The sequence below is a fragment of the Acinetobacter sp. 778_lipA genome (assembly GCF_058242985.1).
In genome coordinates, this window is record NZ_JBZAYT010000002.1 from 64,282 (window position 1) to 85,828 (window position 21,547).

19 protein-coding genes and 7 pseudogenes are annotated in these 21,547 nt (G+C 37.3%); 9 read left to right on the plus strand and 17 right to left on the minus strand.

Going from position 1 to position 21,547, the window contains the following annotated elements:
- Nucleotides 1-64 precede the first annotated feature (64 nt).
- Nucleotides 65-497, minus strand: a pseudogene (locus AC4CUY_RS21460) (transposase); the annotation flags it as partial.
- A gap of 231 nt (nucleotides 498-728) precedes the next feature.
- On the opposite strand from AC4CUY_RS21460, the gene AC4CUY_RS21465 reads away from it, so the two are divergent.
- Both AC4CUY_RS21465 and AC4CUY_RS21470 read left to right on the plus strand, forming a co-directional pair.
- Entirely contained in the window at nucleotides 729-1,034 is a 306-nt protein-coding gene (locus AC4CUY_RS21465) for an IS630 transposase-related protein (RefSeq protein WP_000122230.1), read from the plus strand.
- A gap of 47 nt (nucleotides 1,035-1,081) precedes the next feature.
- Nucleotides 1,082-1,576, plus strand: coding sequence for an IS630 family transposase (locus AC4CUY_RS21470; protein ID WP_004637102.1), 495 nt, complete (start codon nucleotides 1,082-1,084; stop codon nucleotides 1,574-1,576).
- 341 nt (nucleotides 1,577-1,917) lie between these two features.
- Here the strand turns inward: AC4CUY_RS21470 and AC4CUY_RS21475 are convergent, their stop codons facing one another.
- Nucleotides 1,918-2,169, minus strand: a complete 252-nt coding sequence (locus tag AC4CUY_RS21475; protein ID WP_004986445.1) for a hypothetical protein — start codon at nucleotides 2,167-2,169, stop codon at nucleotides 1,918-1,920.
- A gap of 195 nt (nucleotides 2,170-2,364) precedes the next feature.
- Here AC4CUY_RS21475 and AC4CUY_RS21480 point away from each other — a divergent pair, with 195 nt between their 5' ends.
- Nucleotides 2,365-2,586: a helix-turn-helix domain-containing protein gene (locus tag AC4CUY_RS21480; protein WP_035245357.1), complete on the plus strand. Its 222-nt coding sequence runs from the start codon at nucleotides 2,365-2,367 to the stop codon at nucleotides 2,584-2,586.
- A 453-nt stretch (nucleotides 2,587-3,039) separates the two neighbouring features.
- On the opposite strand, the gene AC4CUY_RS21485 is transcribed toward AC4CUY_RS21480, so the two are convergent.
- From AC4CUY_RS21485 to AC4CUY_RS21495, 3 genes are all read right to left on the minus strand, one after another.
- The gene (locus AC4CUY_RS21485; RefSeq protein WP_490774696.1) at nucleotides 3,040-3,363 is read right to left on the minus strand and encodes an AAA family ATPase; all 324 of its coding nucleotides are present in this window, start codon (nucleotides 3,361-3,363) and stop codon (nucleotides 3,040-3,042) included.
- A gap of 68 nt (nucleotides 3,364-3,431) precedes the next feature.
- The gene (locus tag AC4CUY_RS21490) at nucleotides 3,432-3,827 is read right to left on the minus strand and encodes a hypothetical protein (protein ID WP_004637098.1); all 396 of its coding nucleotides are present in this window, start codon (nucleotides 3,825-3,827) and stop codon (nucleotides 3,432-3,434) included.
- A 204-nt stretch (nucleotides 3,828-4,031) separates the two neighbouring features.
- Nucleotides 4,032-6,413, minus strand: a complete 2,382-nt coding sequence (locus AC4CUY_RS21495; protein ID WP_042874539.1) for a hypothetical protein — start codon at nucleotides 6,411-6,413, stop codon at nucleotides 4,032-4,034.
- Nucleotides 6,414-6,876: 463 nt separating this feature from the next.
- Between AC4CUY_RS21495 and AC4CUY_RS21500 the strand changes: the two genes are divergently transcribed.
- Both AC4CUY_RS21500 and AC4CUY_RS21505 read left to right on the plus strand, forming a co-directional pair.
- Nucleotides 6,877-7,686: a formate/nitrite transporter family protein gene (locus tag AC4CUY_RS21500; protein ID WP_000323725.1), complete on the plus strand. Its 810-nt coding sequence runs from the start codon at nucleotides 6,877-6,879 to the stop codon at nucleotides 7,684-7,686.
- Nucleotides 7,687-7,737: 51 nt separating this feature from the next.
- Complete coding sequence (locus tag AC4CUY_RS21505) at nucleotides 7,738-9,462, plus strand: bifunctional protein-serine/threonine kinase/phosphatase (protein ID WP_000751934.1); 1,725 nt, start codon at nucleotides 7,738-7,740, stop codon at nucleotides 9,460-9,462.
- A gap of 345 nt (nucleotides 9,463-9,807) precedes the next feature.
- Here AC4CUY_RS21505 and AC4CUY_RS21510 read toward each other — a convergent pair.
- The 7 genes and pseudogenes from AC4CUY_RS21510 to AC4CUY_RS21540 form a co-directional block, all read right to left on the minus strand.
- Nucleotides 9,808-10,233: pseudogene (locus AC4CUY_RS21510) on the minus strand (IS5 family transposase); the annotation flags it as partial.
- A gap of 35 nt (nucleotides 10,234-10,268) precedes the next feature.
- Complete coding sequence (locus AC4CUY_RS21515) at nucleotides 10,269-10,346, minus strand: hypothetical protein (protein WP_261484713.1); 78 nt, start codon at nucleotides 10,344-10,346, stop codon at nucleotides 10,269-10,271.
- Nucleotides 10,347-10,704: 358 nt separating this feature from the next.
- Nucleotides 10,705-11,136: a DUF6392 family protein gene (locus tag AC4CUY_RS21520; RefSeq protein WP_004763240.1), complete on the minus strand. Its 432-nt coding sequence runs from the start codon at nucleotides 11,134-11,136 to the stop codon at nucleotides 10,705-10,707.
- Between the two features lie 160 nt (nucleotides 11,137-11,296).
- A complete protein-coding gene (gene vapC / locus AC4CUY_RS21525) occupies nucleotides 11,297-11,692 on the minus strand; it encodes a type II toxin-antitoxin system tRNA(fMet)-specific endonuclease VapC (protein WP_000639719.1) in 396 nt (131 codons plus the stop codon).
- Nucleotides 11,689-11,919: an antitoxin gene (locus AC4CUY_RS21530; RefSeq protein ID WP_000401521.1), complete on the minus strand. Its 231-nt coding sequence runs from the start codon at nucleotides 11,917-11,919 to the stop codon at nucleotides 11,689-11,691. The genes vapC and AC4CUY_RS21530 overlap by 4 nt, the downstream gene beginning before the upstream one ends.
- A 580-nt stretch (nucleotides 11,920-12,499) precedes the next feature.
- Nucleotides 12,500-13,833: pseudogene (locus AC4CUY_RS21535) on the minus strand (ISNCY family transposase).
- Between the two features lie 151 nt (nucleotides 13,834-13,984).
- Nucleotides 13,985-15,319, minus strand: a complete 1,335-nt coding sequence (locus AC4CUY_RS21540) for an ISNCY-like element ISAba32 family transposase (protein WP_108091255.1) — start codon at nucleotides 15,317-15,319, stop codon at nucleotides 13,985-13,987.
- Between the two features lie 362 nt (nucleotides 15,320-15,681).
- Here AC4CUY_RS21540 and AC4CUY_RS21545 point away from each other — a divergent pair.
- A pseudogene (locus tag AC4CUY_RS21545) lies at nucleotides 15,682-16,221 on the plus strand (transposase); the annotation flags it as partial.
- A 34-nt stretch (nucleotides 16,222-16,255) separates the two neighbouring features.
- On the opposite strand, the pseudogene AC4CUY_RS21550 reads toward AC4CUY_RS21545, so the two are convergent.
- Nucleotides 16,256-16,830 (minus strand): annotated as a pseudogene (locus AC4CUY_RS21550) (IS3 family transposase); the annotation flags it as partial.
- Between the two features lie 119 nt (nucleotides 16,831-16,949).
- Between AC4CUY_RS21550 and AC4CUY_RS21555 the strand changes: the two are divergent.
- The 3 genes and pseudogenes from AC4CUY_RS21555 to AC4CUY_RS21565 all read left to right on the plus strand — a co-directional run.
- Entirely contained in the window at nucleotides 16,950-17,306 is a 357-nt protein-coding gene (locus AC4CUY_RS21555) for a type II toxin-antitoxin system RelE/ParE family toxin (protein ID WP_004637084.1), read from the plus strand.
- A complete protein-coding gene (locus AC4CUY_RS21560) occupies nucleotides 17,299-17,601 on the plus strand; it encodes a helix-turn-helix domain-containing protein (RefSeq protein WP_001140620.1) in 303 nt (100 codons plus the stop codon). The genes AC4CUY_RS21555 and AC4CUY_RS21560 overlap by 8 nt, the downstream gene beginning before the upstream one ends.
- Before the next feature lie 66 nt (nucleotides 17,602-17,667).
- A pseudogene (locus AC4CUY_RS21565) lies at nucleotides 17,668-17,928 on the plus strand (integrase core domain-containing protein); the annotation flags it as partial.
- A 151-nt stretch (nucleotides 17,929-18,079) separates the two neighbouring features.
- On the opposite strand, the gene puuE reads toward AC4CUY_RS21565, so the two are convergent.
- The 4 genes and pseudogenes from puuE to AC4CUY_RS21585 form a co-directional block, all read right to left on the minus strand.
- The gene (gene puuE / locus AC4CUY_RS21570; protein ID WP_017395441.1) at nucleotides 18,080-19,042 is read right to left on the minus strand and encodes an allantoinase PuuE; all 963 of its coding nucleotides are present in this window, start codon (nucleotides 19,040-19,042) and stop codon (nucleotides 18,080-18,082) included.
- A 138-nt stretch (nucleotides 19,043-19,180) separates the two neighbouring features.
- Nucleotides 19,181-19,672 carry an ureidoglycolate lyase gene (locus AC4CUY_RS21575; protein ID WP_004637081.1) on the minus strand — a complete coding sequence of 164 codons (492 nt, stop codon included), beginning with the start codon at nucleotides 19,670-19,672 and terminating at the stop codon, nucleotides 19,181-19,183.
- A pseudogene (alc, locus tag AC4CUY_RS21580) lies at nucleotides 19,669-20,680 on the minus strand (allantoicase). Before alc ends, AC4CUY_RS21575 begins: the two are co-directional and overlap by 4 nt.
- A gap of 122 nt (nucleotides 20,681-20,802) precedes the next feature.
- Nucleotides 20,803-21,501 (minus strand): aspartate/glutamate racemase family protein, encoded by a 699-nt coding sequence (locus AC4CUY_RS21585; RefSeq protein ID WP_004637078.1) that lies wholly within the window; start codon nucleotides 21,499-21,501, stop codon nucleotides 20,803-20,805.
- Nucleotides 21,502-21,547 lie beyond the last annotated feature (46 nt).

Below are 21,547 nucleotides of genomic sequence, written 5' to 3' on the forward strand. Positions count from 1 at the left end.
GTACACGACAAAAATAGTGAACCGTACCCGGTTTGTCTGAGACTTTTTATTTAAGTTAGGCCACCTGAACTAATCGTTTATTCACACCTCGTTTTAGCCAATCATAAAAGCGTGAAACTGATACATGAAGTAATCGTGCCATCAAAATAATCGGAAATAAGTGTTTTGGGATTTCACATAGGCGTACCTTACTGACTTTATTTGGCAAAGTACGCTACTGCCTTTTTTAGAAATTCACGTTCCATTTCACCATTTCAGCGGATTTAAGCTGCTGTTTAAGTTGCTTATTTTCTTCGAGCAAAGCGTTTAGATCAGATGAATACTATTTAGTACCAGCTAAAGTCCCTGCTTTTGCCTTATTATTCTAATGCGAAAGGGTCTGCATGGAAATGCCGAGTTCTCTAGCTGTTTTTAGATACATTGCCTTGAATGGCTTCTATTGCTTTGATGGTTTCAGCTTTAAATTCTGCCGTATACGTCTTGTGTTTCTTGCTCATGGTAAACTCCTGATGAGTATGTATGGTTTACCAAGTTAAAACCTCCTGTTTTTTCAGCACACATCAGTCATTAAAAGGATGAATATACCCATCGAAAATTAAGAATAATCGGGAGAGGTAGTGATAGTGTCTAGGATCAAGTCAGGCAATAATGCCACCCCCATGCCTTGTCGTACATAGTATAAAATAGCTTGTATAGTCAAATCATTATAAAACCAATACAATGGTGCAATGAGTTATTCAGAACATTTTAGACGTAAAATTTTAGCTAAGCTTGAGGAAGGTTATTCTATTCGAGCGGTAGCTGCACAATTTGAAATTAATAAAAATACCATTGTTGAATGGAAGAAACGTATAGAGATTAAAAAAACTCGTGTACGTAAACCTTCTAAAATTAACGATGATGCTTTACGTGAAGATGTTGAAAAGTATCCTGATGCTTATCAATATGAACGTGCTGCACGTTTTAATTGTGGTGTTTCATCTATTGGTGCTGCATTAAAGCGCTTAAATATTACAGTTAAAAAAAGACGTTAAGCCATCCTAAAGCAGATACAAAGCTTAGGGATAAATTTATTCTGCAAGTGAATGAATTAGAAAAAAACCATCCGATTATTTATCTGGATGAAAGTGGTTTTAAGTCACATGATTATAGACCTCATGGCTACTCACGAAAAGGAGTACCCTGTTTATGGCAATATAATTGGCAATTAAAGAATCAGACCAATGCCATTGGAGCAATCCATGAGGGTAAGTTATTTTCAGTCGGTTTATTTGACTGCAAAATCAATTCAGATGTTTTTCATTTTTGGATTGAGCAATTCCTCATACCGGCATTACCAGAAAATAGTGAAGTGGTTATGGATAATGCAGCATTTCATAAAAGAGCAGATATTCAGGAGTTATTGGAACAACAAGGGCATAAAATTCTTTGGCTTCCTGCATACAGCCCTGATTTAAATCCTATAGAACACATGTGGGCATGGGTTAAACGTAAGCGTAAAGAATGGTTGATCGACTCAGTCGATGAGTTATTTCGAGTTTTTTTCGAATCTTGTATGAATAATAAAGTAGTTTGACTATACATCGTTGATAGAAAAGTATAGCTCCCAATGCGGGCTCTATGATTGCAGATTGGGTTGCTACGAAATTCCATGGAGTAATTGCCTAACTTTAAGCAAGATTTCTTTTTCTTAGTTTCCTTTTTGTCCAGATTAAGCCTATAAATTCTGGACTTTTTTTATTATGTAACTTGAATCCTATTTTAAGCCAATGTTTCTATACCTCGATGGAGTACCATCCACCATACAGTCAGTGTGGAATTTCGTAAATATTAGTTAAACGTCAGCGGATTATGATCTTATTCAGAATTATCAGACTATCCGGTAATCCCCCCCTGAAAATAATTTTTAAAAACAACTTAGGCTAATTGATAAACACTATCTGGAAAGATTAAAAGAAAATATTTTTTAATTTCTGCTAATTCGTTTAAGGTAGGTTCCCTTTCAAGAAGTTGAAATGTCCAAATAAGTACAGCCTGATGATTATCATAGCAAGTATTTACTCCAAGAAAATTAGCCATTCCGTAACTTCTATTGATGTTCATTTCTTTAATTAATTGATTTCCTAAGTCACGAGCTTGCTGGCTGATCAATAATTCATTTGGCAACATGGCGGTCATCTCCACAAAATAATCTAATACAGCTTCAATCCTTACATTTAAAAAGTTATAATTTAGTTGAAATAGATGAATTATGCTTTCTATGAGTTGTAATGATCTGCTGTAGGTTAAATATAGCAGGGTATTACTCAGTCAACAACTTAAAATAACTTTTAGTAGGTTATTTTTTTGTAAATTAATTGATATATGATTACTTGCAAGTTATCCAGCCTCATGGGCGATCGAAAAATTTTAAAATTAAGTGATGTAGTACGTGCGACAGGCATCAATCGCAATACGCTCACGAGTATGTATTATGATCGTGCTGTACGTATTGAATTGCCAGTCGCCGATAAGTTATGTAAATACTTTAACTGTACGATGAATGATTTGTTTGAGTTTAAGGAAGATGTTGAAGAAAAAGATTAACCAATACTTCGTTTGATAAGTTTTCGCCACAGGTCTAATACTGAATTTTATAAAATTTCATGGAAAACAAATATTTACTTTATTATTTATATAAAGGAATTAATCGAATGATAGGGGTATTTTTCTTATAACTTAGTTGAGAACAGGGGATAATGACCCACAATAGCTGTAACTATTGTGGGTTTGTTCCATGTAATGCAATTTGCCGTACACGGAATTTAAAATGACTTCACTGCAATTCTCATCTTACGTTGCGATTGTACTTATTGCAAGATTTTGAGTATTTTTACATGATTTTCTATTTAACGATTTAAATTTATTCTTTTTACCATTTTGATAATTTTAAGTACTTGATCTTGAAGTGGCTTTGTTGCACAAAGATTTCATAACTATATGATTTTAAAAGTTTTGATTATTTTTTGATCTAAAATTAAATTTATTTAAATCAGATGCTTACATATTTATGCAACAAAGCCCAATTAAAGTATCAGATACAAGTAAGGCTTCACGGAAAATAGTAGAATCACGACCAGCAACATCAATAAGGATATATTCATATTCCTTATCTAGTTGTTCCAACTTTTCTAATAGATCGGAATGAATAGTTATGCATTCAATATCATCTCTCTGATTAGCCCATTTGAAAGCAGACTGTTGTTCGTCAGCATCTATTAGAATACTTTTTCCCTTGTTGTTTAATGCAACAGCTAGGTTAGTAGCAAGGGTTGTTTTTCCTACCCCACCTTTTCGATTAGCAACACATATTATTTTTGCCATAAGTAAGCCTTTATACAATCAACAACAAAACTATTAATAGTTGTATTAATGGTTTTGTTTTACGGACGTTAATTTTTTTCTTTAGGTGTTTTAATTACATTCAACTGTTGACTCAGCATCTTTTGATATTCATCTTTCCCTATGATCTTTTTGCATTGGTCAAGGATTGTTTGTCGAATGAAATTGTTTATAGAGGTATCACTTTTTTGACCCAATATAGCTACTGCTTTTTCAATAATATTTAGTTCTTCTACGAATAATGGAATAGTGAGATTTCTACCATTCTTTGTTCGTGATCTTGTGGATACTGGCAATGTATTTGGCTCAAGAAGAACCACACTTTTATTTCTAGTTATGATCTTATTGGATGGAGTAGCACCAGTTGAATTTTTAGCATCAGAGTTTACATCAATATGTGTAAACTCCTTATTCTGTCTAGCTTTAGTAAATCTATTTTCAGACATATGTGATCCCTAAATGCAGTAATTTTATAAAAAACCTAATAAATTAATTCTATTACATACTTATTATAGTTGTATAGTAAAATCATTAAAAAAACTATCAACACAACTATCAACACAGCTATCAACACAACTATCAACACAACTATCTAATTGGCTAAAAAAGAAGGTTGATATATTCAACCTTCTTTCATATTCAAAATTAACTTATTCTTTTAGGAAACCTAATTCGTATACCATAGGTTTTAGTTTATCGCTTAATTCCTTATAGGCATTATCAAAGTTAGAGAAAGATACAGGGATATAATCTCCACTACTATTTCTTGCTTTAAGCGCATTCCTAACTTGATACCAACCCACATCTACACGATTTAACTTTAATTCATCTCTAACTGAATGATTATCTGTATGTTGGAAGTAATTTTTCCATAATTCCTTACCTGCATTCATAACATTTTGAGCTTCATCACTTAGTGTCTTACCCATTAAATACCTGACCATGAAATCGCTTTCAAATCTATCAGGACTATCAAGTTCTTGTTCGGTAAAAGGAATGAAATGGTTGGTGATATTCCATTGCTCACCGTTCCATTCTAAATTGTTTGCACTGGCTGTAAGATTGCTACCGTTAAATAACATCCAAATTAAGCAATCATTCTTAAACTCATCAGATAATTCATTAGTAGGTTGTAAAAATTGATCACGGTCATTTATCCATGTTGGCTTGATTAAACGTCTAACACTGAATACGACTGCCGCTTGCCATAAATTTTCAGGATTAATAAAGAAACCATCTCCTTGACCGTATGGAGAAGAAAAAAGTACGGTTTGTTGCACTGCATGTTGCATATCATTTTTCCCACAGTACATATAACCAATAGCATTATCAGACCAAGTATCAACTCTAGGTTTTGATGTGGCTGGCATTATGGCATTTTTTAAGGGTAACGCTTTTAAGTTATTTCTTTTTGGACGGTTTATCCAAACATTAAGATAGCTACTATTTGGAAGGTGATAAAAACTCTTTTCTCCAATAGGAAGTGCTTTTTTATCAAGTATTTCTGTTGTAACAGTATCTATTGTCCATTTATTTTTTAGAGTTTGATCTGTTTTCCATATTAGAAATCCAATAGGAAAATTACCCTTTAATCCATCAAATGCCTTACTGTGTACGATAAATCCATCTAAATATTTTGCACTCCATGTATGTCTAAATTTCTCAAAATTAGGTGCATTAATGTATTTTAGTTTTGAAAACATTGCGATTGTAGCTTGAGGGATTTCTTGTGCTATACGTGCGACAAATTGAGTAAAGAGTTCATTACTAGCTTTACCATAGTCGTGCATTAGATGATTGGCTACTTTGGTATTTGCTACACCTGCCTTATTACCACTATCAGCACCAGTACCAACCTCAGCGTATGGGGGATTAATTAGAATAAGTATTTTTTTCCTTGCTGAAATGGCTTGTCTTAACTCTAAAGGTAATTTTTCTGTAAGACTGTAATCAATTTTCCCATCAGCAGTAATGTCATCATTAAGATAATCGTATTGAAAACGTGTAGCAGCCACACAAGTCTTTGATGCCTTCATTACATCAATATCAGCTTGATCTAATGTACTCATGAATATATTGCGATGGTTAGAGTGCTTAACTTCAAGATTCCCCACACCACAGCACATATCCCAAACAATATAATCTTTCTGCCAATTTTTACCCAAAGCTGTATCCAACTTATCATAGGCTTTATCAACTACATGTAGGGGGGTATAAAAAGCACCTTTAAAACTACGTTCATCTATCGGAATTAAGCTATCTCTACGTTCTAATAGATAGTTTCTATATTCTTCTTTTGGTGGTCTATGATAAATAGCCCAGAATCTACGATAGCCTTCACGATTCCCAAGCTCATAAACTTGACCATTCAACATGAAGGCAGGTGTATTGCTGATAAATGCTAGTTTAGCAGGTAGGTCTTTATGTGTACTTACAACTCCATCATTCATAATGTCAGCAAAGAACAAAAGGGTGTAATCATCTTCATTTACATCCTTAATTTCTTTACCAATCATATCAACCCATTTATCAAACACTTGTTTCAGGTTATTGGGTGTGATTTGAGTTCGGTTAATATCTCCTGATTTTATTGCAGACTTGACGGTAGATATAAATTCTTCTTCATGTGTCGATATTTTAAAAGACACAATATATGTGCCTATATAAGCAGAAATAACTTCTAAAGCTTCTTGAGTATATTTACTTGCTGATTTACCCCATTTAACTGTCTTTTTTTCTAAAAAAGGAATTACATCGCTGCTTTTCATAATTGCAGCTTTTTCAGTATCAATTACCGCCAAAAAAGGGGGGACATTTTCACCACGATTTAATGATTGTTGAACGTAGTGTAAAAGTTGGGTGAACATCGCATAGGTACTATGTCTTCCTGTGTCTTTTGCTTCAAACCAAATTTCTTTAGTTTGAATATCAATCAAGCCTTTCGTGAAACCTTTTAACCCTAAAGCTTTTATGTAGGCATCTTTTACATCTTCTTCACTTTTCACATTTTTTAATGCTTCATATAGACTCATAGCAGCCACATTTTTAAATATATTATTGAACATGATATGGTGTTAGTTGAATTAATACAATCAATAATAGGTGCTTTAAATCAATAGTATGCAATAATAAATAAAACAATGGATAGTTGTATTAACACAACTATCCATTGTTTTATTGGGTAAGGGCTTTGTTGCACAAAGATTTCATAACTATATGATTTTAAAAGTTTTGATTATTTTTTGATCTAAAATTAAATTTATTTAAATCAGATGCTTACATATTTATGCAACAAAGCCAATAGAGCGTAAAAAATTGAATGATTTTTAAATAATTTATGGCACAGCTTTTGCTTTATTTATAACAAGCATGGCAATGGCGCCATAACAAAATTACCTGTTCTGATATTTAAGGCAACGACGCCTAAGGTTTCAAAGACCTTAGGCGTCTTTTTGTTTAAAAACAGGTCCAGATATTAAAAATGAGGACGATGACATGGCATATCTTGCTCCTGCAGAGTTTGCAAAAAAAGTGGTAGATGCGGGTGAATCCAAATTACATATGGCAACCCGTGATGTATTGATTCGTGCCTTTATGGCAGGTGCGATTTTGGCACTGGCAGCAGTATTTGCCATTACCATAGCCGTGCAAACAGGATCAGCACTAATTGGTGCGCTCCTGTTTCCAGTTGGTTTTTGTATGTTGTATTTATTGGGCTATGACCTGTTAACTGGGGTATTTGTACTTACGCCGCTGGCATGGCTAGATAAACGCCCAGGGGTGACATGGGGACGTATTCTAAAAAACTGGGGCTTGGTGTTTGTAGGGAACTTTACAGGCTGTTTAGTCGTTGCAGTGCTCATGGCAGCGGTTTATACCATGGGTTTTGCAGCGGATCCAAACCCTGTCGGTGTGAAAATTGCGCATATTGGCGAGGAGCGGACATTAGGTTATGCCGAATACGGATTCGCCGGCTGGATGACTATTTTTATCCGTGGCATGCTGTGTAACTGGATGGTGTCATTAGGTGTCATTGGCGCGATGATGTCTACTACGGTGAGTGGCAAATTCATTGCCATGTGGATGCCAATTATGCTGTTCTTTGCCATGGGCTTTGAGCACTCTGTCGTTAACATGTTCCTGTTCCCATTTGCCATGATGATGGGCGGTGACTTCTCGATTGCTGACTACTTCCTATGGAATGAACTGCCGGTTGCTTTAGGTAATCTGGTGGGTGGTTTGGCATTAACAGGTCTGGCACTTTATACAACCCATGTCCGTACTGGTGTTAAAAAAGAATTTTAATATTCACCATTTTATAAAGGGATCATATAGATCCCTTTTTGAGCTTTCAGCATGAAAAAAACATTAAAAGTCAGTATTGGGCAATATTCTACTGCCGGAATTAAACAACAGAACCAGGATTTCCATGGAGTATATCTGCCCGAAGGACATGTGCTGAAACAGAAAGGTATTGCCTGTGTTATAGCGGATGGAATCGGTAGCAGTAATGTCAGTCATCTTGCAGCAGAAACCGCCGTTGGCAGTTTTTTATCTGACTATTATTCTACTTCAGATGCCTGGAGTACACAGACTTCAGCAGAACGCGTGATCCGCGCGACCAATTCATGGCTTTATGCACAGACTCAACAAAGTCAAGGACGTTTTGATAAAGACCGAGGTTATGTCTGTACCTTATCTGCACTGATTTTAAAACAGCAACAAGCCCATGTTTTTCATGTTGGTGATAGTCGTATTTACCGCATTCGCGATCATGAAATTGAATTACTGACCCATGATCATCGTGTCTGGTTGTCTTCAAGAGAGCATTATCTTAGCCGAGCCTTAGGTGCCGACTATCGTATTGAAATTGATTATCGAAATATTGAGCTCAAAGAAAAAGATATTTTTTTACTGATGACGGATGGGGTCTATGAATTTGTCACAGATCAACAATTATTAGATTTAATTTTAGTAGATGCAGATTTAAATCAACTTGCCAAAGCATTCGTTGAAAAAGCTTTAGAACAGGGCAGTGATGATAACTTAAGTCTCCAGGTGATCCATGTAGAACAGCTGCCTGAACTGAATCAGTTTCATATTCAGCAGGATTATGTATTTCCACAACAGCTCAGTAAAGGTGAAGTGTTTGAAGGCTATGTGATTGATAAAATTCTGCACCAAAATCATCGCAGTTGCCTGTATTTGGCACACGATACTCAGCAGCAGCCCTTGGTTATAAAAACTTTGGGGGTAGATTTACAGCAAGATAAAAATGCCGTAGAGCAGTTTCAACTCGAAGATTGGGTATCGAAACGTCTGAAACATGACAACCTGATGCAGTGTTATCCACATAACACTGAGAAAAAATATTTATTCCAATGTTATGAATATTTACAGGGTGAAACCTTGGCTCAATGGCTGCATCGCCAAGAAAAGCCTTTAAATCTGGATGAAATTTTACCAATTTTGCAACAAACAGCCTTGGCTTTAAATGCAATGCACCGACTGGAAATGCTACATCAGGATATACGACCAAAAAACATCATGGTTATAAATGCAGAAAATGCCATGAAAATTAAACTGATTGATTATGGTTCAACGGCAGTAAGAGGCCTGGTCGAAATTAATCCTAAAAATGCGAATCGAGCACTCGGAACCTTGGCATTTATGGCACCGGAGTATTTTATTGATCATTCGCCATCTGTACATTCAGACCAATTTTCTTTGGCGGTAATGGCCTATTATTTATTCACCAAACAATTACCTTATGGGACAGATTTAGCTCGCTGTAACAGTTTAAAGCAGATGAAAAAAGTTCAATATCATTCCATCAGGAAATATCGGCCAGATTTACCTATATGGTTAGATAAAATTTTAGGCCAAGCGCTGAGTATTGAACCGATACATCGTTTTGAGGCCTTGTCTGAACTCATTCATAATCTAATGCATCCTTCCAAAGAATTATTAAACTCTAAACCACCAGCAATCATTGAACGAGATCCTTTACGTTTTTGGCAAATGAGTTGCGCCGTATTAGGGCTATTATTTTTACTGAGTATTGCATGGCCATTTATTTGAAAAGATAGGATCAAACCATGCTTAAAATTGAAGGTACATAGATAAGTTTTTATTCAAACAGCTTTGTTGCACAAAGATTTGAAATGCAAAGCGCCCCTAATTGAGCTAAATTTAAGGCGTAATTTGGGTAAGTGGTCGACCTAATTCCGTAAATCTGTTGAGGACTGCTACACGTGCATGAATCTCATTGACTTGGCTATCAAAACGCCTTGCTCTGAGTTTATCTCCTAATAATTTAATGCAGTGCATCTTAGTTTCAACCAAACTTCACCGATGATAGCCTGATTTTTTCCATAGTGTCCTGCCTGAGAAGCACTGCTTCCAAGATTAACTGTTCGAAGTAATTCATTTCGATCTAGCGAGCTGCTCTTTGTATCTTTCCAAGGTTTCGCATTTTTTTCTAGGTGGAATCACCGCATGCGCTTGCCGATCTGCAATGACCTCACGGCATTGCTTGGTGTCATAAGCTCCATCGGTATAAACAGAGTCAATCTGCTCATCTTGTGGAATCTGATTAAGTAAATCACCAAGCACCTGTGAATCACTGACATTATTGGTTGTAAGCTGAATAGCGCGTATTTGTAGAGTTTTAGCATCTATGCCAATATGAAGTTTACGCCATTGGCGACGATATTCAGGTCCATATTTCTTGCGTTTCCATTCGCCCTCACCTAGAAACTTCATGCCTGTAGAGTCTATGAGTAGATGCAGCCCATCGCTACTTTTTTGGTAATTGATTGCAATATTAATATGCTTTTGTCTTCTACAAAGCGTGGTGTACGAATATCACTGATATTCGTAGCTGCTCATCCGCAAAGTTTAATCAGACTTTGCACAAAGCCAGTGACCATACGTAAAGACAGACGGAGTAAGGATTTAATCATTAAGCAGCATTGGATGGCTGCATCGGAGTAGGTTTGATTTCGCCCTTATTTTGCCTTTTGATGGCGCATACCATTGCGTAGCAGGATCAAACCAAATGGCAATATTTCCGCGACTCATGAGTGCTCGGTTATATGCGGGCCAATTGGTTGTGCGGTAGATTTTATGTGTAGGCTTCTTCATTTGAAAATTATATCGCTGAAAAAGCCTTTACAGATAGGTTTGTGCAACAAAGCCTCTATGAACTTAAAGTAACATGTTCTAAATTTAACATAATGGCGGTTTTACGAAATTAAAAAATCCTAGACTCAAATCTAGGGTTTAAATTTAAAAAAATACATAAAAATTAATAACATGGTATTAATATTGTCCCATTGTAATTTGTTTCAATTCTAATGAATTATGAAACTCAAAATGTAAATAATTATCAAATATTTTGTATTTAAGCCAACTGTTACTTTCTCTTTCGGGGGTTCCAAATAAATTAGCTACAGATTGCATCGTACTTTTGTGATTAATACCTGTGATCAGATTTTCTAAAAATGGGTATGGGTAATATTCTTCATTCTCTTTGACGTAGATGAAAATGGTATCTAGTATCTGATGTTCATTAAACCTGAACGTAATACCTCTCTTAAAAAATTGCCAATAGGATAGCTTTTCTCCACCAAAATTAGTCTCTAATGAGTCAAACTCACTTGCAACAAGAATAACTGCTTTCAAAATATCTGAACTTGACTCTTTAGTTCCAAGACAAGATAAAAAAACCTCTACATCACCTGAAAAATTCACTTATGACATACCTAAATCAAAATTTTCTTTATCCTTTGGTTTTTATCATATTAAAAATGAAATCTCTGATTCAAAGTTAAAATTTTCAAAAGCTGTATCCATTTAACATAAATCTCTTATACGAATTCTAGCCCTGCATAGGGCGGGCTAGATATAGCGATTAGACCCAATTCTCTAGCTTCAGACCATCAATTCGTTCAAATTCTTTTGTATTGTTCGTAACTAATACAACATCCAATGCCAAAGCATGAGCAGCGATCAGCATATCTAAGCTGCCAATCGGTTTACCTGTAGATTGAAGATTCTGGCGTAATTTGGCGTAATGCCAAATCGCCTGTTCATCGTAAGGAAGAATCTCTAAAGGTGACAAAAACTTGTTTAACGCCTGTTTATTGCGTTCAGATCCAGACTTCTCTACACCAAAAGCCAGCTCAGATGCCGTGATACTCGAAATCGCAAGCTGGCCGAGTTGATATTGCTTAAAGCGCTCAAAAACTTGTTGAGGCTTATTGTTGATGACATAGATACAAATATTTGTGTCTAAGAGGTAAATCATCTGAACTCCTCACGGAGCTGTTCGCCTTGATCAGCTCGCTCCAATTGGAATCCAACCTCAAACTCATTTATTGCTTCTAACATGACATCCCAAGGATTGTCGATGGGCATGAGTAATACACCACGACCGAAGCTTTTGATGGCCACTTCCGTGCCATTAAAGCGAAAGGCTTTAGGCAAGCGAACAGCCTGACTGCGACCAGTTTGAAATACTTTCGCAATTTCCATAATTACCTCCCGAAACCAAGATATATATCATTGATATATATCTTAACATTAAATCTTGTAAAGTCAAAGTGAAATTAAAATCATAAGGCAATAAAAAAGCCCGACATCCTGTCGGGCTTTTTCATATCGGGGTGCTCGTCTTACTGATCTCGTGCTGCCCATTCCTTGCGCTATTTTCTTATTCTTGTTTTCTGGAAACATCCAGTTCCCTTATGTATTCATCATAGGGCTAATGCTTTGGATTACCAATCCTCAAAAATCTTAAATTCATGTAAGTTTTAGCTTACAAAGTTGGCCTATTTTATCCCAAGAGTTGTCCGCAGAAATTGGGGATTATTTCTGAACTGTGACCCTTGAGAAATCAGGAAAAAATGCAAAAACGAATGTTTTTTGATCAATTTTATTGGCTAAAAGTTACAGTTTTGCTTAAAAAGAAACCGACTTGTTTCCAAGTCGGTTGAACGAGAACGTTCCAGAGGGTATGAATAACGATAAGATACTGATCTTAAAGTAATATTAAAAACACTGTTATTCACCAATTAAAATGTCTATGCGATAAACCATTTAAAATGTCCTGTTTTTAACCACAAGAGTCAAGCACAGGATTTAAATTTCTTTGTTCAATAACAGCTTTCTGAGCTTTACGACTCGGCATACTTTTCTTGGCCCGGGAACGTTTATTTTGTTTTTCCAATACTTCATGTTGCTGTTGAATATGCGCCAGGACTGAACCTAACCGTTTATTCTCAACAATCTCATTTTGCTGCAGCCCAGCCAATTTATTGAAGATGCTGTAGTTGAGCTTTCGTCCTTCATGCATGAGGGCCAAAGTGCCATCCGGATACTCCAGAATTGAAATGTTTTGCCCAGCAAGCTTATGATTCAGCTCTGTCGGTTCAAGTATATAAATACATTTATCATACGTGATGGTTAGGTTCTTCGTGACCTTACGCGGTTCCTGCCAGGTAAAAATATCATCCAGTTCAAGATTAGATTCGGTTAGGGGTAGATGTAAATTCTTCGAGTTTCTCGCACACTTGGCAAATTTCTGATTGAAGTGCTCAATGAAGTAGGGTAGCCATGCATTGGCTTCGGCAATTGAACTGATGCCTTCCAAACGCATCTCCTTGATCAACCGGTCTTGAAGGGTTCTATTCGCGCGTTCTACGCGACCTTTAGCCTGTGGTGAGTTGGCAAAGATAATATCAATGTTTAACTCATTCAGAATCCGGCCAAATTGCGTGATCTGGCTGTTTAGGCTAGATTTTTGGTTCACTCGGAAGACCTAATGTTTGTCGCTATAAAAGGCCAGATGTTTGCCGTATTGTTCAATGTAGGCTCGGGTTGAAAGCATATAGTCAAAGGTCGTTTCGGCCTCACAAAAGCGCAGATGCAACAGCTTTCCAGTAGCATCATCGATATAAACCAGCAAGCAGCACTTAGCAGCGCGTCCTTCGAACCAGTCATGATATGAGCCATCAATCTGGATTAGCTCACCGAAGCAATCCCGGTTATAGTGTGGCTGATATGGACGTTTAAGGCGCTTGGATCGAGGAATCCAGAGGTCATTTGCCGTCATCCACCGCCGAAGCGTTTCTACCGGGATATCTAGGGCAAACATGCTGCTGAGCTTCTCATGCGCCAAGGTGGGTCCAAATCCAAGCAGATGTTCAGAAATAATAGAAAAAATTTCGATTTTAATAAATCATCATGGCGACGATGACCTGGTTGACCACGACTGGCATGTATCAGGCCTGAAACACCATCTTGCTTTAGCTTGTGCAATAATCGGGTTATTTGACGGGTTGAAAGATTAAGAATTTCTGCAGCACGGACTTGGTTAATACGTTGATCTCGAACGTCTTGCAGAACAGCAAGACGTTGAATTTCTTTGTCAGACATAGTGATCAGCATCTATATTTCATATCCAGTCTATGATGTTTAAACCATCATAAACTAGACATTTTTATTGGTGAGAATATAGACATTTCTACTTAGGAATAACACTTAGTGTTATTCACCAATTAAAATGTCTATGCGAAAAACCATTTAAAATGTCCTGTTTTTAACCACAAGAGTCAAGCACAGGATTTAACTTTCTTTGTTCAATAACAGCTTTCTGAGCTTTACGACTCGGCATACTTTTCTTGAGACGGGAACGTTTATTCTGTTTTTCCAACTCTTCATGCTGTTGCTGAATATGTGCCAGAACTGTACCTAACCGTTTATTCTCAACGATCTCATTCTGCTGTAGCCCAGCTAATTTATTGAAAATGCTGTAGTTGAGCTTTCGTCCCTCGTGCATGAGGGCCACAGTGCCATCTGGGTACTCCAGAAATGAAATATATTGCCCAACAAGCTTATGATTCAGCTCTGTCGGTTCAAGCAGATAAATACATTTGTCATAGGTCAGGGTCAGATTCTTGGTGACCTTACGCGGTTCCTGCCAGGTAAAAATATCATCCAGTTCAAGATGAGATTCGGTTAATGGCCGATGTAAATTCTTTGAGTTTCGCGCACACTTGGCAAACTTCTGATTGAAATGCTCAATAAAGCAGGGCAGCCAGGCATTTGCCTCGGCAATTGAACAGATACCTTCTAGGCGCATTTCCTTGATCAGGCGATCCTGGAGTGTTCTATTGGCACGTTCCACACGGCCTTTGGCCTGGGGTGAGTTGGCGAAGATAATATCAATATTTAACTCATTCAGAATCCGCCCAAATTGCGTGATCTGGCTGTCCTGGCTCGATTTCTGGTTCACTCGGAAGACCGAATGTTTATCGCTATAAAAGGCCAGAGGCTTACCGTATTGTTCAATGTAGGCTCGGGTTGAAAGCATATAGTCGAAGGTCGTTTCCGCCTCACAGAAGCGCAGATGCAACAGCTTTCCAGTGGCATCATCGATATAAACCAGCAAGCAGCACTTAGCAGCGCGTCCTTCGAACCAGTCATGATATGAGCCATCAATCTGGATTAGCTCACCGAAGCAATCCCGGTTATAACGTGGCTGATATGGACGTTTAAGGCGCTTGGATCGTGGAATCCAGAGGTCATTTGCAGTCATCCAGCGCCGAAGCGTTTCTACCGGGATATTCAGGTCAAACATGCTGCTGAGCTTCTCATGGGCCAAGGTAGGTCCAAATCCCAGCAGATGTTCAGAAATAATGGAAAGACATTTTGATTTTAATAAATCATCATGGCGACGATGGCCAGGTTGACCACGACTGGCATGCGCCATACCTGAAACACCATCTTGATTGAGCTTCTGTAATAACCGGGTAATTTGACGGGTTGAAAGATTAAGGATTTCAGCAGCACGGACTTGTGTAATACGATGATCTCGAACGTCTTGCAGAACAGCAAGACGTTGAATTTCTTTGTCAGACATAGTGATCAGCATCTATATTTCATATCCAGTCCATGATGTTTAAGCCATCATAAACTAGACATTTTTATTGGTGAGAATATAGACACTTTAAATGGGTTCTAACACTTAGATTGCGTATAATATAGATTATGTTAAATTAGTTGTATGTTATATTTAGTTCATAGACTTCTTCGTTTAGCCTAAAATCAATCACTTATATAAAATAATATTTCACATTCAGTTCACTTATGTTTATATTCTATTTACTGATATACGCTGAATGATTACGACGTTTTCTTCGTGTCATGGTTGACTCCAAAACAAGCATTTCCCATGCTTATTGGGGAGTAGATTATCACTTATAGGCATGGTCTAAAATCCTAGAACCACATCAGTATTCATCGACTGGAAATCTAAAAACCATAAGAAAATATGGTATTCGATTTATGTTTGGTATCGACTGTAACCGTAAGGTTTCCCCAGAAAAAGGACAATGGTTTCAACTGCGCTTATTGCCAGATTTCCATCAGGGTCAAGTGGTCTGGCTCAAAGATTTTGGCTTTGTACAATTATTTAAGACTCAGTTAAAAGAACAGCAGAGGTTTTATATTGTGCATCAAGATGAAGATGATTTATTGTCCTTTGAAGGTTTTCATGAATTACATTCAAGTCATTGGAAAATAGAGCAATATCACCGGGTGATTAAACAGGTTTGTCATATTGAAAAGTTTCAAGTAAGACGATCTAAACTGATTTTGAATCATATTTTTTCAGCCTTGATGGCCTACGTTGAGATACAAAAGAACCAGTTTGAGCGGATCTTTGAAAATATATATCGTTGGCAGAAGAAATTATTTAGACCAATTATCAAAAACTTCATTGATGACTTTATTCTCGATAAAAATCATCTGCTACCACAGAGAATCTATAAGTAATAGTGCGTAAGTCCTATAAACATAAATTTTGATCCTAAACAGTATCGTGGACAACAAATCCCTCTAAATTCTTAAAATATTTCTTCTTAAAGGCTTCAGGGCTTAACCAGCCATTTGCAGAATGTCTCCTGACCTGATTGTAATAAATCTCAATATAGTCAAACAAGACAGCATTCGCTTCTTTTCGAGTGGCAAACACACTGCCATGGACCACATGACCTTTCAATGTATGAAAGAAGCTTTCAGTCATTGCATTATCCCAACATGAGCAGTGTACTGCGCAAGGCTGCGTGACATACTCTGAGTACAATCATTTGTCAGTAACAGCGCTCTAAAATCACGACTAAAGTACTGTGAACCTTGGTCCGAATGAACCATAACACCAGTTGGATAACCCTGACGAGCCATTGCATAGTTAAACGTATCACACACCAACTGGCGGTCTATTCGATGGCTGGTTTGCCACCCCACGATACGACGGCTGAATAGATCCAGCATCACACATAAATACAACCAACCTTGCTTAGTGCGGATATAGGTAATGTCTGTTGTCCAGACTTTATTAGGCTGAGTAACTGTAAATTGGCGATCCAAGAAGTTGGGTGCAGATTAGGATGTCGGGCTTTTTTATTGCCTATCATTTCTCATTTGCAAAACAAGCATAATGCTCCTAAAATATAGAATATAGACTATAGACTATAGACTATAGACTATATTTTGGTTATGGTATGTGGACAGTCATTACGACAGATCTATTTAATCAGTGGCTTGAACAGCAAGATGAATCTATACAAGAGAAGGTCCTAGCTGCTCTGGTCGTTCTACAACAGCAGGGTCCGAGTTTAGGCCGCCCTTTAGTAGATACTGTGTATGAGTCTAAATTTACCAATATGAAAGAACTGCGCGTTCAACACCGCGGTAGACCCTTAAGAGCTTTCTTCGCATTTGATCCCTTACGACAGGCTATTGTTCTATGTATTGCTGATAAAGGCGGTAAAAAGCGTTTTTATAAAGACATGCTGGATATTGCAGATGAACAATACCAACTTCATCTCACCACCCTAGGAGATAAATCTAATGGCTAAGACTCTGCAAGAATTGTTAGCTAGCCGCTCGCCAGAGAGCCAAGCCCGTATTCAAAAAATGGCAGATGAATTACTGCTAGAAAATCAGCTTCATCTTATTCGTGAAGAACTCGAAATTTCTCAAAAAGAGCTTGCTGAAACTTTGGGAATAAAACAGCCATCGCTTTCAGCAATAGAAAATCGTGGCAATGATCTTAAGATTTCAACCATGAAAAAGTATGTTGAGGCAATGGGCGGGAAGCTCCGTATTGATGTAGAGCTTCCAACAGGAAAACATATAGGATTCAATGTTTAACAATAAAAATGGGAGCTAACAGCTGCATTTCGTAGATGGTGTATTATGTTAATTGTAGGAAAACTTCACATTAGAGCATCAGTCGGTACAACTGGTGATTCATACGATAATGCTTTGGCTGAAACGGTGAATGGCTTATACAAAACAGAGGTGATTGAATATTTAAAAGCAGATTGGCAAGGTTTAGCAGATGTACAACTTGCGACACTAAACTGGGTAGATTGGTTCAATAAAAAGCGTGTACACAGTGCACTGGGTTATGTATCGCCTTTTGAGTTTGAAGCAATGTACTATGATAAGATTAACCCGTTAGGTCAGGTGGCCTAACTTAAATAAAAAAGTCTCCGACAAACCCAGTACGGTTCAGTTTGGGTTTTAAGACACCAAATCAAATGGCCGAAGACTTTTATAAGTTGGCTGCCTAGAATCTCCCAAGGGAAAGTCTCCTGATAATTCAGCGTATATCACTGTTTACCTATCATTCTGCATAATACTTATACCAGTGTTCAGCAATATCCCCTCGTCGACAAATCCACACATTTTCGTATGCTTGAATGTAATCCAAAAAGCGTTGTAGAGCCTTAAAACGACCTGGACGCCCCAAAATACGACAGTGCATTCCAATAGATAACATTTTGGGAGAGCTTTCACCTTCTTTATAAAGCACATCAAACGAATCTTTTAGATATTGATAAAATTGTTCCCCACTATTGAAACCACCAGGAGAGCTAAACTTCATATCGTTACTTTCTAAGGTGTAGGGAATAATCAGATGTGGACGAGTGTGTCCTTCCAAGTTGGTTAAAGTCGTCCAAAATGGTAAGTCATCCCCATAGTTGTCACAGTCATATTTAATTTGAGGAAATTCAGCCAATAATTGACGTGTATTAGGGCTATCACGACCTGTGTACCAACCAATAGGAGCTGTCCCAAACAGCGTTTCTAAAACACTAATTGCCTGATCCATATATTGGCGTTCAAGTTCCATCGGCATATCTTGATAATGTACCCAACGCTGACCATGTGAGACAACATCATAATTCGATTCTTTAATGGCATTAACAATATAAGGATTACGAATTAACGCCATACCCACACCAAAAATAGTCATCGGTAAGTTACGCTTTTTAAACTCATTATGAATACGCCAGAAACCGGCACGTGAGCCATACTCATACATTGAATCCATTGACATGTGTTTATCTTGAAAAATAGCTGCGCCTATGATGTCCGATAAAAACTGCTCTGATCCTGCATCGCCATGTTCAACATGGTTTTCACCCCCTTCTTCATAATTCAGAACAAACTGAACTGCAACTCTGGCTTGGTTTGGCCATTCCACTTTTGGAGGTTGACCATGATAACCAATTAAATCACGTGAATATGGTGCATTATTAATTTGGTCAATTAATTGTTGCCCACATAAGTAATCTTTTGCCACGCAAGTCTCCTCATTATTTGTACGTATGTGCATTTCTATTTAGAAATACACGAAAAATTTTCAAAGTTATTTGACTCATCAGCAATAAAACGGTAAAAATTACCCTATTAAGTCCGAATAAATGTTCTTTTCAAACACTTAAGTTTCGACATTTAGTGCTTTTTCCAATTGATAGACATCGCAATTTTTCCCTTCACCAATACGATCTATCACAATAAACTCACTCGGTGCTTCTAGTGTGATAAGAGGGTGATGCCATGTTCCAGCATGATAATTTACACCTTGCGTACCATCTGTTATGAATGCTTTCATTGTTTCTAAATTAGGCTTGTCTTGATCCAGATTCTCTGCGACAACAACTACAAATTGTTGCCCATGCATACCTATAAATGCTTGAGAACCCAAAGGGTGTCTTTCGAGCATGGAAATCTTTATAGGGAATTGACTTGCTTTTATATTCTTAAAAATACTAATACCGACTTTTGTATCTGATTGAACTTCAGCCAAAGCATGATAGCGCTCAGTATGTCGATCATTAATATAAAAAAAATCACTACCCGCACTGGACACAACATCGCCAAATGCTTTGAAGTTTTCAGTAGTTAATGCCTGTATTTGAATTTTGTTCATGTCATTGACTCTTGAGCCGTGACTTTACCCCATAAACGAATACGGCTAATGCCACCATCAGGGATCATATTGACGCGAATATGCGAAATTTTCTCATGTTCTATAACCTGATTAATGAGGCTATGTACGTGATCCATTTGCATGTTTTGGGCTTCAAGTAAAAATGGCCAGAACATACTTTGTGGGATCAATTGTGGATCAGTTGCATCTTCCACATATACAGCTTGGATGGAAACTTGTGCTGGGAAATTCCCTTTAAAGTGAGCTGTATCTATTTCAATTTTTTCAATTTCCCCTGCTCGTCCTAAAGCTAATACACACCAATCAAAACCTGGCTCACGACGACGCTTCGTTTCCCAACCATCTCCCATGTTTATTCCTCGTCCAGGATTAATCAGGTTTCTTGGATGTCCAAAATGTGCATCACTATAAGCAATTACCCGCCCACCATTTTCTAATGCAAGGAGATCTAGAATTTGATCGCTATTTTTAGTTTGAATTTGTACTTCACCATAAATACGTAAACGAGCTATCCCCCCATCTGGGAAGATATTTAAGCGAATATGAGTAAACACCTGCTCAGATGAAATATCAAAAATATGGTGCTGGCTTACTATTTGGCAATAGATCAATCCATTCAACCTGCTCCAGTTCATCATTCGGAGCATAGCAAGCTTCAAGTGAGGCTGATGCAGGATAATTGCCTGTAAAGAATGTGGTATCGATATCTAATCCGCGGATTTTTCCAGCTACACCAAGTTTTACAATACACCAATCATGACCTGCATGACGTTTACGTCGAGTTTCCCAACCATCCATCCATTTGCCATGATCGTCGAACTTGTCTTCAACAAAAATTGGGGCATTGGTACTTAACATTCGTTTAGCTTCAGCAAAAAAATCATCAGAACAATCTATGATTTTAGCTCCAATTCGTTCATCAGCTAAATTGGTATACTGATGTAGATATAGAGGGATATCAAAAATTGGTGCGTGTAAAGTTGCCATAGGTTCTCCAAACTAGATATGTATTAGGTCAAATAAATTGAGAATAAAAAATGAAATGCTCACTTTGAAAAATCAGGGATTTCATAGATATTCTTGTGCTATTACTAAAGTAGAGTTAAACGTTACTTCTGATTTGGATAATCGTAATCTCCCCATTTGCTCGTACGAAGACCTAAACCATGAAGTGCTTCTAATAATTTAACTGCCGCTGTTACACCATCGATTACAGGAATATTTAATTCTTTTGAAATTGACTCAACATGCTTAGACATTCCACCACAACCTAAGACAATTGCACCAACACCATCATTTTCTTTTGCAAGCCAACAGGTTTCGAGTAATTTGTCATAAGTTTCTTTTTCATTCTTTTCAAGGTCGAGTACTGGTAAATCAATACAATGGATTTTTTCGCATTTATGGATATAACCGTATTGATGTAATAAATGCTCAGCAATAATTTTTGTGCGTTTGAGCGTTGTCACAATTGAAAATTTTGTCGCAATTAAAGTCGCCATATGAAACGCAGCTTCAGCTATACCAATTACAGGAGCATCGGTTAACTCTCTAGCTGCATCTAGACCAGGATCTCCAAAACAGGCAATGATGTGCCCATCAACTTGTTGAGATTGACCTTGCTTAATCAATTCCAACAAATGAAATGAAGCAATTGCTTCGTCATAATGTCCTTCGATTGAGACAACACCTTGAGTTGGTGCAACTGCTACAATTTCTGTTGATCCTGCTGCAACTTTACTTGCACTTTCTGCAATAGATTGTGTCATTTCCAGACAGGTATTAGGATTAATGACTTGAATACGCATAACTAACCTTTGATTTTTCGATGCCCTAATAAGAAATCGATAAGAG

Excerpts from the sequence above, each read along its gene's own strand:
- AC4CUY_RS21555 (WP_004637084.1), top strand. The coding sequence starts at position 16,950 with ATGTGGACAGTCATTACGACAGATCTATTTAATCAGTGGCTTGAACAG.
- AC4CUY_RS21540 (WP_108091255.1), bottom strand. The coding sequence starts at position 15,319 with ATGCTGATCACTATGTCTGACAAAGAAATTCAACGTCTTGCTGTTCTG.
- AC4CUY_RS21465 (WP_000122230.1), top strand. The coding sequence starts at position 729 with ATGAGTTATTCAGAACATTTTAGACGTAAAATTTTAGCTAAGCTTGAG.
- AC4CUY_RS21475 (WP_004986445.1), bottom strand. The coding sequence starts at position 2,169 with ATGTTGCCAAATGAATTATTGATCAGCCAGCAAGCTCGTGACTTAGGA.
- AC4CUY_RS21480 (WP_035245357.1), top strand. The coding sequence starts at position 2,365 with ATGATTACTTGCAAGTTATCCAGCCTCATGGGCGATCGAAAAATTTTA.
- AC4CUY_RS21485 (WP_490774696.1), bottom strand. The coding sequence starts at position 3,363 with ATGGCAAAAATAATATGTGTTGCTAATCGAAAAGGTGGGGTAGGAAAA.
- AC4CUY_RS21530 (WP_000401521.1), bottom strand. The coding sequence starts at position 11,919 with ATGGAAATTGCGAAAGTATTTCAAACTGGTCGCAGTCAGGCTGTTCGC.
- AC4CUY_RS21515 (WP_261484713.1), bottom strand. The coding sequence starts at position 10,346 with ATGATTAAATCCTTACTCCGTCTGTCTTTACGTATGGTCACTGGCTTT.
- AC4CUY_RS21585 (WP_004637078.1), bottom strand. The coding sequence starts at position 21,501 with ATGCGTATTCAAGTCATTAATCCTAATACCTGTCTGGAAATGACACAA.
- AC4CUY_RS21495 (WP_042874539.1), bottom strand. The coding sequence starts at position 6,413 with ATGAGTCTATATGAAGCATTAAAAAATGTGAAAAGTGAAGAAGATGTA.
- AC4CUY_RS21500 (WP_000323725.1), top strand. The coding sequence starts at position 6,877 with ATGGCATATCTTGCTCCTGCAGAGTTTGCAAAAAAAGTGGTAGATGCG.
- AC4CUY_RS21505 (WP_000751934.1), top strand. The coding sequence starts at position 7,738 with ATGAAAAAAACATTAAAAGTCAGTATTGGGCAATATTCTACTGCCGGA.
- AC4CUY_RS21560 (WP_001140620.1), top strand. The coding sequence starts at position 17,299 with ATGGCTAAGACTCTGCAAGAATTGTTAGCTAGCCGCTCGCCAGAGAGC.
- AC4CUY_RS21575 (WP_004637081.1), bottom strand. The coding sequence starts at position 19,672 with ATGAACAAAATTCAAATACAGGCATTAACTACTGAAAACTTCAAAGCA.
- AC4CUY_RS21490 (WP_004637098.1), bottom strand. The coding sequence starts at position 3,827 with ATGTCTGAAAATAGATTTACTAAAGCTAGACAGAATAAGGAGTTTACA.
- vapC (WP_000639719.1), bottom strand. The coding sequence starts at position 11,692 with ATGATTTACCTCTTAGACACAAATATTTGTATCTATGTCATCAACAAT.